This window comes from Lelliottia sp. SL45 (assembly GCF_026672535.1).
Classification (GTDB): domain Bacteria; phylum Pseudomonadota; class Gammaproteobacteria; order Enterobacterales; family Enterobacteriaceae; genus Enterobacter; species Enterobacter nimipressuralis.
On sequence record NZ_JAPPRH010000003.1, the window covers coordinates 2263378 to 2277190 of the forward strand.

The window sequence follows — 13813 nt, forward strand, 5'->3', positions numbered from 1 at the left end:
AGTCAATCCATGCAGTTAGCGGCCTCGCACGATTTGTTCGCTGTCGATTTAAAAAATTCATCCTCCGTGCACAGCCAATACAATACGTAATAATTATCTGATTGTTTTTATTAATCTCTGAGGCAAATTAACGGCCGCGCTCAGTTGAAAAATTTCATGATAGAAAATAAAAAAGCCGGAGCAATTGCCCCGGCTCGATATAACCAAACGATCGTTTAACTGGCGACAGCCATACCTACCGTCATATGCAGACCGTAGAACACACCGCGACCAATCAGCTCCCCTGCCAGTACCAGCACGAAGGCCAGAGACAGCAGCGGAACGGCCGGTTGATACCCTTTCACCTGCGGGATTACCCAGCAGGCCAGAGCCGCAACCAGCAGTGCGATACGCCAGGCCATCAGCGAACCGTAATCCGGTACCAGCGCCGACGCTTGCTGAATAGAGCTATGGATAGCCGCCAGCTCAGCGCCCTGCATCAGCGCAACCATTGCACTGATCACCAGCGCCAGCAGTGATACCGCCGGCAGAAGGCGCATTGCCCAGCCATCGACACCCGCCACGCGCAGCAGCAGGAAGCCCAGCAGCGGACCACCAATAAACATGGTCAGGAAGAAGCTCATTGGTGTCCAGACGCTGTACCATGTAGGAACGGTATCGATGGTGTTATAGACGCGTACCATCATCCAGACAAATACGACCCCAAGCACCATAGTCACGATCAGCCACACACCGCGCAACCCTGACGGTAACTTCTTCAGTGCTGCCAGCAGCCAGCCAAGACCACCGACAGCAAAGAAGATCGCCCCACTCGCAATTTCATTACTGAGCGAAGAGGCGCCGATACGGTTCAGGGAGTTAAATGCGCGCAGCGGCGAGCCGAGGTGGAGCGTGGAGGCGATAAAGCCAATCCCCATCAGAACCCACAGGCCGAACATACCCAGTATCAGACGCTGTTGCTGTTCAGCGCGTAAATCACCTTTAAGCAATGCCAGAGCGAGGACAATAAACCCGCCCACCACGCACTGTCCGAAGACGGTGAAAATCATCAACGGCCATTCATGCCATCCACTTCCCATCTCACACCTCCTTCGGATTGGCCAGGTAGCCGGTGGTATCACCCGTCGGACGGCTATTGGCATTCGGTTTAATAACGATACTTGGCTTCGTGAAGTGCGCAGACGGCAGCGGCGCGACAGCGGCGAGCTGACCGTGTTTCTGACGCAGCTCTTCAATCGGGCCAAAGTCCAGCGCGCGCAGCGGGCAGGACTCCACGCAGATCGGCTTTTTACCGTCTGCGACGCGGCTGTGGCAGCCGTCGCATTTGGTCATGTGGCCTTTCGCAGCGTTGTACTGCGGCGCGCCGTACGGGCAGGCCATATGGCAGTAGCGGCAGCCGATGCAGACATCTTCGTCCACCACCACAAAACCGTCGTCACGCTTGTGCATCGCGCCGCTTGGGCACACTTTGGTACACGCGGGATCTTCGCAGTGGTTACAGGCGATCGACAGATAGTAGGCAAACACGTTCTGATTCCAGACGCCGTTGTCCTCCTGCCAGTCGCCGCCTGCGTATTCGTAGATACGGCGGAAGCTGACATCAGGAGTTAAATCTTTGTAATCTTTACACGCCAGCTCGCAGGTTTTGCAACCGGTGCAACGACTGGAATCAATGAAAAATCCATACTGGGTAGTCATCGGTTACTCCTTATACCTTTTCAACCTGAACGAGGTTCGTGTGGGACGGATTGCCTTTCGCCAGAGGCGACGGGCGCTGCGTGGTCAGCACGTTAATGCTGCCTGCCTGGTCGATGCGATTGGCATCCGGGTTGTACCAGGCCCCTTCCCCCAGCGCGACCACGCCTGGCATCATACGTGGCGTCACTTTCGCCTCGATATGCACCTCTCCGCGATCGTTAAAGATACGAATGCGATCGCCATTGGCAATGCCACGTTTCTGCGCATCCATCGGGTTCATCCACATCTCCTGGCGGCACGACGCTTTCAGCACATCGACGTTGCCATAGGTAGAGTGAACGCGCGATTTATAGTGGAAACCGGTGAGCTGCAGTGGGTATTTGGCGATGAGCGGATCGTTATAGTTCTCAAAACCAGGGGTGTAGATCGGCAATGGATCGATGACATCCCCTTCTGGCAGCTCCCAGCTGGCGGCAATTTTTGCCAGTGCTTCAGAGTAAATCTCGATTTTGCCAGACGGCGTAGTCAGTGGATTCGCCTGCGGATCTTCGCGGAACGCTTTATAGGCCACATGATGCCCTTGCGGATCGCGCTGTTTGAACATCCCTTGCTTACGGAAGGTGTCAAAATCAGGCAGTTCAGGCATCGCCTTACGGGAGAGTTCATACAGATGACGCATCCACCCTTCCTGAGTACGGCCTTCCGTGAACTGCTGCTCAACGCCGAGACGTTTAGCCAGTTCCGTGGTCATCTCGTAGATGGTTTTGCATTCAAAGCGCGGTTTGATTGCCTGGTCGGCAAAGATGACGTACGACATGTTGCCGCAGGAGGCATCCAGCGCGAAGTCCATCTGCTCAGAGGCGGTGCAGTCCGGCAGCAGGATATCGGCATATTTTGCCGACGAGGTCATATGGCAGTCGATCACCACAATCATTTCGCATTTTTTGTCATCCTGAAGGATGTCATGCGTGCGGTTGATGTCTGAATGCTGATTAATAATGCAGTTACCGGCATAGTTCCAGATCATCTTGATCGGTACATCCAGTTTATCTTTGCCGCGCACCCCGTCACGCAGGGCCGTCATTTCCGGGCCGCGTTCAATCGCATCAGTCCACATAAACATGGAGATACTGGTCTGCACCGGGTTTTCCAGCGTTGGCATGCGTTCGAATGGCAAAGAATAAGAGCCTTCACGCGCGCCGGAGTTACCGCCGTGGATGCCGACGTTGCCCGTTAAAATTGAGAGCATCGAAATCGCGCGAGTGGCAATTTCACCGTTCGCATGGCGCTGCGGGCCCCAGCCCTGGCTGATATAGGCCGGTTTCGCCGAGCCAATTTCACGCGCCAGCTGCACAATACGCTCAACGGGAATGCCTGTGATGGTGGATGCCCATTGCGGCGTTTTCGCCACGCCATCGCTGCCCTGTCCAAGGATATACGCCTTGTAATGACCGTTAGCCGGGGCGCTGGCTGGCAAGGTTTTCTCGTCATAACCGACACAGTATTTGTCGAGGAATGGCTGATCGACGAGATTCTCTGTGATCATCACCCACGCCAGCGCGTTCACCAGCGCCGCATCGGTACCGGGGCGAATCGGGATCCATTCATCTTCACGACCGGCACCGGTATCCGTATAGCGCGGATCGACGATGATCATCCGGGCATTAGATTTTGCGCGCGCCTGCTCGAGGTAATAGGTCACCCCACCGCCGCTCATACGCGTTTCACCCGGATTGTTGCCGAACAGAACCACCAGTTTGCTGTTTTCGATATCGGACGGGCTGTTGCCGTCGGCCCAGCCGCCGTAGGTGTAATTCAGCCCTTCGGCGATTTGCGCAGAGGAGTAATCACCGTAGTGATTGAGATAACCGCCGCAGCAGTTCATCAGACGGGCAATCAGCGTTTTTCCCGGTGGCCATGAGCGAGTCAGGGTGCCACCGAGCGTGCCGGTACCGTAGTTCAGATAGATGGATTCGTTGCCGTGCTCTTTGATCAATCGCTGCATATTCCCGGCGATGGTATCAAAGGCCTCTTCCCAGCTGATGCGCTCAAACTTGCCTTCACCGCGTTTGCCCACGCGTTTCATGGGATATTTGAGGCGATCCGGATTGTAAACACGACGACGCATCGAGCGACCACGCAGGCAGGCACGAACCTGATGTAACCCTTCGTAGTTATCATCCCCGGTGTTGTCGGTTTCGACATATTTGATTTCACCATCGACAACGTGCATTCGCAGCGGGCAACGGCTGCCACAGTTGACGGTACAGGCGCTCCAGACCACTTTATCCGGGGCACTCAGCGGCGCGATAGCTTCAGCCGCGGTTGCCATCCGTGAAAAAGGGAGAGTGAACGCGCTGCTGGCAACGGCCAGGCCACCAATCGCCGTCGTTTTGACTAACCCGCGACGACTCACCTCGGCAGCCAGAAGAGCATCAGGCGCTTTGATTTTCATAGAAACTCACTTTGGTTGCTCACAAATAAATAAAGGTGCGGCACACGCCGCTATATAGTTTTTTATATAACGATTTGATTCGTTATTAGATTTTTATGCTAATAATGAGTGAGGTGAGTATTACTACTTTAGGAGGATAAGTTATTGTCTGGAGTCAAAACGCAGGCATAAAAAAAGCGCCATCAGGCGCTTTTTTGTTTTAGGGCAAATCAACCAATGTACTGCTGGCCTTTCATGTACGGGCGCAGCACTTCAGGGATCTCAATACGGCCGTCTGCCTGCTGGTAGTTTTCCAGCACCGCAACCAGCGTACGGCCCACAGCCAGACCAGAACCGTTCAGGGTATGAACCAGACGGGTTTTCTTGTCAGATTTGCTGCGGCAACGCGCCTGCATGCGACGTGCCTGGAAATCCCAGACGTTAGAGCAGGAGGAGATTTCGCGGTAGGTGTTCTGCGCAGGGACCCAAACTTCCAGGTCGTAGGTTTTACAGGCACCAAAGCCCATATCACCCGAGCACAGCGCCATACGACGGTACGGCAGACCCAACAGCTCAAGCACTTTCTCTGCATGGCCGGTCATCTCTTCCAGCGCATCCATCGACTCTTCCGGGCGAACAATCTGAACCATCTCGACTTTGTCGAACTGGTGCATACGAATCAGACCACGGGTATCACGACCGTAGGAACCCGCTTCAGAACGGAAGCACGGAGAGTGTGCAGTCAGTTTGATTGGCAGATCGTCTTCGTCGATGATTTCATCGCGAACAAGGTTGGTCAGCGGCACTTCAGCCGTTGGGATCAACGCATAGTTGCTGCTGTCTGCTTCTTCGTCCAGCGGACGGGTGTGGAACAGATCGCCTGCAAATTTCGGCAACTGGCCAGTACCGTACAGCGTATCGTGGTTAACCAGATACGGAACGTAGGTTTCACTGTAACCATGCTGCTCGGTGTGTAGATCCAGCATGAACTGCGCCAGCGCACGGTGCAGATGCGCGATCTGGCCTTTCATCACCACAAAGCGAGAACCGGTCAGTTTCACCGCAGCGGCAAAATCCAGACCCGCGTGCATTTCACCGAGGGTGACATGATCGCGCACATCGAAGTCGAATTCACGCGGGGTACCCCAGCGTTTCACTTCAACGTTATCATTTTCGTCTTTGCCGACAGGAACGCTATCGTCAGGAATGTTCGGGATCGCCAGCGCGATATCACGAATTTCGGTCTGAAGAACATCCAGTTCAGCTTTCGCCTGATCCAGCTCTTCACCCAGTTTGTTCACTTCCAGACGCAATGGCTCAATGTCTTCCCCGCGTGCTTTCGCCTGGCCGATGGATTTCGATCGAGAGTTACGCTCAGCCTGCAGATTTTCAGTTTGTACCTGCAGAACTTTACGACGCTCTTCAAGAGCGCGCAGCTTATCTACATCCAGCTTAAAGCCCCGGCGTGCCAGTTTTTCAGCGACTGCGTCTGGCTCGTTACGCAGCAGATTGGGATCGAGCATGCTTATCCTGTGCTTATCGAATTAAAAGAGGAAAAGTGACCACAGCCTGCGGTCACAGGGATACATTGCCAACATTACCGCAACGATCGCGCTAACGGTAGCGTTTTATAGGGCTATTTTGATCCTGTCCGGTAAGCCAGGCGAGCTTTTCACCAATCTTGCCTTCAAGACCTCTGTTAGTCGGGCGATAATAGCGCGTTTGTGCCATTTCCTGCGGGAAATATTCCTCCCCAGCGGCATAGGCATTCGGCTCATCGTGGGCATAGCGATATTCCTGGCCGTAGCCCATCTCTTTCATCAGTTTGGTCGGCGCATTACGCAGATGTACCGGCACATCATAGTCCGGCCGATCGCGAGCATCGGACATCGCTGCTTTAAACGCGGTGTAGACAGCATTACTTTTCGGCGCACAGGCCAGATAGACAATCGCCTGGGCAATGGCGCGCTCGCCCTCTGCCGGCCCTACGCGGGTAAAACAGTCCCAGGCAGAAATCGCCACCTGCATGGCGCGCGGATCGGCATTACCGACATCTTCGGATGCAATCGCCAGACAGCGGCGCGCGACGTAGAGCGGATCGCCACCGGCGGTAATAATGCGTGCATACCAGTAGAGCGCAGCATCTGGCGCACTGCCCCGCACGGATTTGTGTAATGCCGAAATGAGATCGTAAAAACGATCGCCTTTGTTGTCGAAACGCGCGCTGCGCTCTCCGGCAATTTCGGTCAGTAACTCCGCCTTCAGCACCCGCTTACCGGATGCGTCCAGCTCGGCCATATCGGCCATCATTTCCAGCGTGTTTAATGCCCGGCGCGCATCGCCATTGACCAGTTCGGCAATCGCACGACGCGTGTCATCCGGCAGAACGATATCCTGTCCGCCGTAGCCGCGCGATTTGTCTTCCATCGCCTGAGTCAGTACCTGCTCGATATCGTCCGTGGTGAGCGATTTCAGCAGGTAGACGCGCGCACGCGACAGTAGCGCCGAGTTGAGTTCAAAAGAGGGGTTTTCGGTAGTCGCACCGATAAAAAAGATCGTTCCATCTTCAATGTGCGGCAGAAACGCATCCTGCTGGCTCTTATTGAAACGATGGACTTCATCAACAAACAGGATCGTACGACGACCGGCATTGCGGTTTTGACGGGCGCGCTCAATGGCTTCACGAATCTCTTTCACGCCTGACGTGACGGCAGAAAGACGCTCCACGTCCGCATCTGCATAGCGAGCAATCACTTCGGCCAGCGTAGTTTTACCCGTACCGGGAGGCCCCCAGAGGATCATCGAGTGCAGATGCCCGGCTTCGATAGCGCGCGGCAACGGTTTCCCGGAAGCCAGCAAATGCTGCTGACCAATGTACTGCGCTAAATTTTCTGGCCGCATACGCGCGGCCAGAGGTTGAAACGCATTGTCAGAAAAATCGAGCGACAGGTTGCCCACTCACGCCTCTTACTTATTGCGTTGATCGTCCACCGTTACGCCCTGCGGCGGGGTAAAGGTGAATTTCGATGCGTCAATAGCGCCATTTTGCTGAGACTTGAGCTGGTAGCTGCTGCGCTGCTCATCCTGCTCAACGGCGCTGAATTGATTGATAGTCCCGTTGCTGCTCACATTAATGGTGAACTGCTTGAGGTTGCCGTTATTGCCTTTCGGCGTCAGTACAAAATCATCGCCATTCTGCTTAATGTTGTACTGCTGCCAGTCGCTGGTCTGATTACGGGCGATGAGCATGAACGGTGTATTGCTGGTCGCGTCTTTCAGCAACGTTGCCGTCGCCTGCTCCACAAACGGATTGTAGAACCACAGGGTTTTGCCATCGGAAACCAGAATACTTTCATCCGGTTGCGTCATGTGCCAGTTAAACAGATTAGGACGTTTCACCCAGAGATCGCCCTGACCTTCCTGCACCGCATTACCGCTACCATCCGTCACTTTCTGTGTGAAGCTGGCATGGAAGCTGCTGACTTTATCCAGGCGGCTTTTAAGGTCGCTTGCGGCATCAGCCCAGACGCTGCTGGCAACAAAGCTGGTCAGTAGTGCTCCGACGATTGCGATTTTTTTCATTATTAATCCTTAAAATTCGTCATCCCCGAATGGGGTTCTGTCCTCTATTCTGGACCTGCCCGCAGGCAGGCGACAGAAGAAAATGCTTAATTTTTGCTGATTTACCCATCTTTGCAATCGGCGACAGATTACTCGAACGGCGGTGGTGCCAGCACTTCACGGTTACCGTTGTGCCCCTGCTCACTCACAATGCCCTGCGCTTCCATCTGTTCGATGATGCGTGCGGCACGGTTGTAACCGATGCGGAACTGACGCTGTACGCCCGAGATTGAGGCTTTACGTTTTTCCGTCACAAAGTTAACTGCCTGGTCGAATAACGGGTCCAACTCTTCCGCACCGTCAAAACCGCCACCGCCGCTCTCGCTTTCACTTTCAGAGGTGATGCCGTCAATGTACTGAGGACGACCGCGCGCTTTCCAGTCCTGGACCACTGCGTGGACTTCCTGGTCGCGCACGAAAGCACCGTGAACACGCACTGGCGTCGTGGAGTTCGGGCCGGAAAAGAGCATATCACCCATGCCAAGCAGCGATTCTGCACCGGCCTGATCGAGGATGGTACGGGAGTCGATTTTGCTCGAAACGGTGAAGGCGATACGCGTTGGAATGTTCGCTTTAATCAGACCGGTGATGACATCAACGGATGGACGCTGCGTCGCGAGCACCAGGTGAATACCTGCCGCACGCGCTTTCTGCGCCAGTCGGGCGATCAGCTCTTCCACTTTCTTGCCCACGGTCATCATCAGGTCGGCGAATTCATCCACCAGCACCACAATATACGGCAGTTTTTCCAGAACCGGATGCTGAGCATCCATGCTGTCGCCCGGCTTCCAGTATGGGTCCGGGATCGGACGACCCATGCGCGCGGCTTCAGCAATTTTATCGTTATAACCGGCAAGATTACGCACGCCCAGAGCCGACATCAGCTTGTAGCGGCGTTCCATCTCATTGACGCTCCAGCGCAGTGCGTTGGCGGCATCTTTCATATCGGTCACAACTTCGGTGAGCAGATGCGGAATGCCTTCATAGACAGACAGTTCCAGCATTTTCGGGTCGATCATAATGAAACGCACATCTTCCGGCTGCGCTTTGTACAGCATGCTCAGGATCATGGCGTTTACACCCACGGATTTACCGGAACCCGTGGTCCCTGCAACCAGCAGATGCGGCATTTTCGCCAGATCGGCCACCACAGGCTCGCCCGCGATATCTTTGCCCAGCACCACGGTGAGCGGCGACGGATTATCGCGGAACTTAGCGTTATCCAGCACTTCGCGCAGATAAACGGTATGGCGTTTCTTGTTCGGCAGTTCCAGGCCCACGTAAGGCTTGCCTGGAATGACTTCTACCACACGCACAGCCACGGTTGACAGTGAGCGTGCCAGATCGCGTGACAGGTTAGAAATACGTGCCGCTTTAACGCCAGGCGCCAGGTTTAACTCGAAGCGCGTAATGACCGGGCCTGGCGAGTAGTTCACAACATCCGCTTTGATACGGAAATCGGCCAGACGTGTTTCAACCAGACGCGCCATTTGCTCCAGCGCGAAGGTATCCACCGGCTCAACTTCCGTCGGCGGAGAGGTTAAGAGATCCAGCGACGGCAGCGGCGTAGTCGGTCGTTGCACTGGACGACTGTCACCATTGCGCATCAGCAGCGGGTGAATCAGGCTTTCCTGCGGCTGTACGACAGGTTGCTGCGGTTGTGCATATTGCGGTGGTGCAGCAACGGGCTGCTGTGGTTGCGCGTATTGCGGTGGTGCAGCAACGGGCTGCTGCGGCTGCGCATATTGCGGTGGTACAGCGACTGGCTGCTGCGGTTGTGCATATTGCGGTGGCGCAGCAACGGGCTGCTGTGGTTGCGCATATTGCTGTGGAGCGGCAGGTTGTGGAACGTGCGCAGGCTGAGCAGGCGCATAGTGCTGGCGCGGCGGTTCAGCTTCCGGCATAACACTCGGCGTAAACAGCGGTTCACTCGGCGTGTCATCCACCAGATCTTTCATTGGTGAGAATTCAAAATCTGACAGAGAGAAAGGATTCGCATTGGCTGGCTGTTCGCCAGAGTAACGCTGCTCCTGCGAGGCGGCAAACTGACGAGCCAGCTCCGCTTCGGCGGCATCATCTTCGTCGTCCTGAACACCCGGCTGATACTCTTCGCCGTAGCGCTGATGTTGCTGAGCAGCAAACTGGCGGGCCAGTTCGTCCTGCTGCATTTCGTCGGCATCATCTATGTCATCAGGATCGCGCGCTTTTTCCTCAGCCATACGCTGGGAAGGCAGTTTAATCCCGTAGGACGCCAGCTCGCGACGGGTCGGAACGCGCACGCGATTTGGACGTGGCAACTGCGGACCGATACCCTCTTTAACCTGCGGACGCGGCGCGCCGCCCGTAGCCAGACTGAACGCTGCCGCAGAGGCAGTCGCTTGCTTAATACCAGCCGCAACAGGTGCCACGGATGCGGTCGGGTCGAGATCGGGTGTACCAAAAGACGCAGGCGACGCAGAAGGCGTGACAACAGGCTCACTCACTGGCTCCGGCACAGGCTGATACCAGGCCGCAAGCTGCTCGCGTTCACGGGCACGCTTCTCTTCCACTTCTTCAAAATAGTACATCGGTGGACGGGCCGGTTTTACCTCTTCGACTTCAACCTGCGGCTCGACGACGGGCTCAGGCGTGTATTCCTGATAAGTCTGAACCTGAGGCTCAGCATACTGCGGATAAGTTTCTGATTCGTAAACCGGCTCCGGCTGATACGGCTGCTGCCACTGTTCTTGCGGCTGAACGGGCACGTAGCTTTCTGGCTCAGGAGCAATGGTTGGTTCTGGCGTGTGAACGCCTGGCGCCGTTTGCCAGTCGACTACAGGCTGCTGCATTGCAGGCTCGGGTGTCTGCACCGGCGCAGCAGGCATGACAGCTTCGACAGGTGCGGCATAGGCTTGCGCAGCCGTCGTCGCAACAGCCGCAGCGGCAACAGGTGCCGTAACGGAATGACCGTTTAACAGCGGATCGTATTCATCGAAATCACCCGGCGTCGCCCGATTACCGGAGAACAGCACGTCATCCGGATCGGCAGCAACACCGCCCGCGCTGTAGGAGATCTGCTCGTCATCATCCATGCGCTTGCCGGAGAAGAGTGCAGCGTCCGTTTTACGCGCCACAGGATTGGTGAATTTGTCTGCGATGCGTTTACGACGCGCCAGCGCACCACGCATAATGCGCGTACGGCGAGATTCAGTACGATTAGCGGATGACGTCTCTTCTTCATAGTCGTCATCTTCGTATTCTTCTTCATCCACCCAGGTGTCGTCACGACGGGTGCGATTACTGGCGAAAGTCAGAATATTGAGGATAAAGCCGCCAAGTTTCTCGGCGATGCTCACCCACGACCAGCCGGTAAAGAGGGTAAGCCCGGCGGCCCAGATACAGAGCAGCGTAATGGTACCACCGCTACTGTGAAGCATAGGCTTAAGCGCCGTGCTCAGCAGGCTGCCAATCACGCCACCGGAGGCGAAATACCAGATATCATCGGCGTTAATCGCGGCCAGCCCACAGGACGTGAGGATCAGCGCCAGCGCGCCAATCAAACGCAGCGAAACGGCAAAATAGTCGATGTACTCTTCGTTTTGACGGTGACGCCAGGCAAACCAGCACCCGCCGACAATAATGATCGGAATGGTGTAGGCCATCACGCCAAACACGAAGAACAGCGTGTCCGCCAGCCATGCGCCAGGCACCCCGCCCAAATTATGGATCGGTTCATGCCATGCCGTTTGTGACCAGCTGGGATCGGAAGGATTGAAACTGAGTAAGGCGGCCATCAACCAGACGGCAAAAAGGGCAACAAGAATCAGTAACGCCTCAAGGAGTCGGCGCCCGCTGCTTAACTTCGTTAACGTGACTTCTTTGTCTTCAGTATATTCCTGGCTCAAAAAAGGCTCTCCAGGTACCAGGCATTTCCTGCCTGTTTGCTAAAACGGACAACAGCGCCGGGATACCCGGCACTGTTGCTGTATGGATTAACAGGAGTGTAATCAAATTACGCTGATTTTGCACCTGTTCCGTATTAGCGCGTCTTAATAACCAGACGATTGCTCTGTTTGACCTCTTCCATCACCACGTAGGTGCGGGTGTCATTCACGCCAGGCAGTCGCAGCAGGGTTTCACCCAACAGTTTACGATAGGCTGACATGTCCGGTACACGGGTCTTCAACAGGTAGTCGAAATCACCAGAAACCAGATGACACTCTTGAATTTCTTCAAGTTTTTGCACAGCGGTGTTAAATTGCTCAAACACATCCGGCGCGCCACGATTCAGAGTAATCTCAACAAATACCAGAAGTGAGGCATCCAGATAATGCGGGTTCAACAGAGCCGTATAGCCCTGAATAAAACCCTGTCTTTCCAGTCGGCGCACACGCTCAAGGCATGGCGTCGGAGAAAGTCCCACACGTTTTGAAAGCTCGACGTTGGAAATACGCCCATCCTTTTGCAATTCATTCAGAATGTTACGATCGATACGGTCGAGATCTTTGCCAGGGCGCTTCTTGCTATCTACCATTATTATTGTCTCTCTGTATTCCTTCCCTACTCCTGCCTGGACCCTGTGCACATCACTGTTCAGAGCCTGTACCCGTTGCTTATCACATCGCCTTTTATAATTTGTACGCGATGCAGATTCGGGTTCTACGGTGAGAAGACCGTTGCCAGAAGGCTGTCACCGACATCACGCATGGCATCTGTCCACACCATGCGTAGATTTCACTGACCCGGTAAAAATGGCGTTTCCGTGCATGTCTATGCGACACAACGTTAGCGCGGCTTTTTTTTCTTCCTTCAATGTTTTCGCAAAAGCGCAGGGGATTGTCAAAGCAAAACATCGTTTTTTAGTACAACATGCCAGTTATTCATTGCGACCGGGTATTAATCCTCATTCTGACGCCGTATAAACGACCGTTTTTCACCGATAGTGTGATGTTATTACGCCCGAAAAGGGCGTCTCATCGTCCCCGGCTATTACACAAATCGTTTACAAAATTGCTGTGCTCTTTTTTTAAGGCAACAAATTCCCTACAATCCGAGCAAATGTCTGCCAACAACAATGGGGATCTCATGGGCACGGCTAAACACAGTAAGCTGCTAATCCTTGGTTCTGGACCTGCGGGCTACACCGCAGCGGTCTATGCTGCACGCGCTAACCTGCACCCGGTATTAATCACCGGCATGGAAAAAGGCGGTCAGTTGACCACCACAACTGAAGTGGAAAACTGGCCAGGCGATCCGAACGACCTGACCGGGCCGCTGCTGATGGAGCGTATGCACGAGCATGCCATCAAATTCGAAACCGAAATTCTGTTTGATCACATCAACAAGGTTGATCTGCAAAACCGTCCGTTCCGTCTGACGGGCGACAGCGGCGAGTACACCTGCGATGCGCTGATTATCGCAACCGGCGCGTCCGCGCGTTATCTCGGTCTGCCGTCCGAAGAGGCGTTCAAAGGCCGTGGCGTCTCTGCCTGTGCCACCTGCGACGGTTTCTTCTATCGTAACCAGAAAGTGGCCGTGATCGGTGGCGGTAACACCGCGGTTGAAGAAGCGCTTTATCTGGCAAACATTGCCTCTGAAGTGCATCTGATCCACCGTCGTGACACCTTCCGCGCGGAAAAAATCCTCATCAAACGTTTGATGGATAAAGTGGAGAGCGGCAACATCGTGCTGCACACCCACCGCACGCTGGAAGAAGTCACTGGCGATCAGATGGGCGTTGCTGGCCTGCGTCTGCGTGATACGCAAAACAGCGACAACATTGAGTCGCTGGAAGTGGCGGGTCTGTTTGTGGCTATCGGCCACAGCCCGAACACCGCTATCTTCGACGGTCAGCTGGAGCTGGAAAACGGCTACATCAAAGTGCAGTCTGGTATTCACGGCAACGCGACCCAGACCAGCATCCCAGGCGTCTTCGCCGCAGGCGACGTGATGGACCATATTTACCGTCAGGCAATCACCTCCGCAGGCACCGGCTGTATGGCTGCACTGGATGCGGAACGCTACCTGGATGGGCTGGCTGAATTAAGTAAATAATCTTTACAAGTCAGCAACAAACGTAAA

9 protein-coding genes are annotated in these 13813 nt (G+C 54.8%); 1 reads left to right on the forward strand and 8 read right to left on the reverse strand.

The window, feature by feature from the left end; translation table 11 throughout:
* Window positions 1–215 precede the first annotated feature (215 nt).
* The 8 genes from OVA10_RS17215 to lrp all read right to left on the reverse strand — a co-directional run bounded on the left by OVA10_RS17215 (window position 216) and on the right by lrp (window position 12266).
* The gene (locus OVA10_RS17215) at window positions 216–1079 is read right to left on the reverse strand and encodes a dimethyl sulfoxide reductase anchor subunit family protein (protein WP_102105148.1); all 864 of its coding nucleotides are present in this window, start codon (window positions 1077–1079) and stop codon (window positions 216–218) included.
* 1 nt (window position 1080) lies between these two features.
* Window positions 1081–1698: a DMSO/selenate family reductase complex B subunit gene (locus tag OVA10_RS17220; RefSeq protein ID WP_102105149.1), complete on the reverse strand. Its 618-nt coding sequence runs from the start codon at window positions 1696–1698 to the stop codon at window positions 1081–1083.
* Between the two features lie 10 nt (window positions 1699–1708).
* Window positions 1709–4153 (reverse strand): dimethylsulfoxide reductase subunit A, encoded by a 2445-nt coding sequence (gene dmsA / locus OVA10_RS17225; protein ID WP_102105150.1) that lies wholly within the window; start codon window positions 4151–4153, stop codon window positions 1709–1711.
* Between the two features lie 209 nt (window positions 4154–4362).
* Window positions 4363–5655: a serine--tRNA ligase gene (gene serS, locus OVA10_RS17230; RefSeq protein ID WP_100777011.1), complete on the reverse strand. Its 1293-nt coding sequence runs from the start codon at window positions 5653–5655 to the stop codon at window positions 4363–4365.
* 91 nt (window positions 5656–5746) lie between these two features.
* Window positions 5747–7090 carry a replication-associated recombination protein RarA gene (gene rarA / locus OVA10_RS17235; RefSeq protein ID WP_100777012.1) on the reverse strand — a complete coding sequence of 448 codons (1344 nt, stop codon included), beginning with the start codon at window positions 7088–7090 and terminating at the stop codon, window positions 5747–5749.
* A gap of 9 nt (window positions 7091–7099) precedes the next feature.
* The gene (gene lolA / locus OVA10_RS17240) at window positions 7100–7714 is read right to left on the reverse strand and encodes an outer membrane lipoprotein chaperone LolA (protein ID WP_100777013.1); all 615 of its coding nucleotides are present in this window, start codon (window positions 7712–7714) and stop codon (window positions 7100–7102) included.
* A 128-nt stretch (window positions 7715–7842) separates the two neighbouring features.
* A complete protein-coding gene (gene ftsK / locus OVA10_RS17245; RefSeq protein WP_268196502.1) occupies window positions 7843–11637 on the reverse strand; it encodes a DNA translocase FtsK in 3795 nt (1264 codons plus the stop codon).
* Between the two features lie 134 nt (window positions 11638–11771).
* On the reverse strand, window positions 11772–12266 hold the full coding sequence (gene lrp, locus OVA10_RS17250) for a leucine-responsive transcriptional regulator Lrp (protein ID WP_000228473.1): 495 nt from the start codon (window positions 12264–12266) through the stop codon (window positions 11772–11774).
* Between the two features lie 551 nt (window positions 12267–12817).
* Between lrp and trxB the strand changes: the two genes are divergently transcribed.
* Complete coding sequence (gene trxB, locus OVA10_RS17255; protein ID WP_181827557.1) at window positions 12818–13786, forward strand: thioredoxin-disulfide reductase; 969 nt, start codon at window positions 12818–12820, stop codon at window positions 13784–13786.
* Window positions 13787–13813 lie beyond the last annotated feature (27 nt).

Bases quoted from the DNA above. Each gene is read 5' to 3' on its own strand.
- OVA10_RS17215 (WP_102105148.1), bottom strand. From the start codon at position 1,079: ATGGGAAGTGGATGGCATGAATGGCCGTTGATGATTTTCACCGTCTTC.
- lolA (WP_100777013.1), bottom strand. From the start codon at position 7,714: ATGAAAAAAATCGCAATCGTCGGAGCACTACTGACCAGCTTTGTTGCC.
- dmsA (WP_102105150.1), bottom strand. From the start codon at position 4,153: ATGAAAATCAAAGCGCCTGATGCTCTTCTGGCTGCCGAGGTGAGTCGT.
- OVA10_RS17220 (WP_102105149.1), bottom strand. From the start codon at position 1,698: ATGACTACCCAGTATGGATTTTTCATTGATTCCAGTCGTTGCACCGGT.
- trxB (WP_181827557.1), top strand. From the start codon at position 12,818: ATGGGCACGGCTAAACACAGTAAGCTGCTAATCCTTGGTTCTGGACCT.
- serS (WP_100777011.1), bottom strand. From the start codon at position 5,655: ATGCTCGATCCCAATCTGCTGCGTAACGAGCCAGACGCAGTCGCTGAA.
- lrp (WP_000228473.1), bottom strand. From the start codon at position 12,266: ATGGTAGATAGCAAGAAGCGCCCTGGCAAAGATCTCGACCGTATCGAT.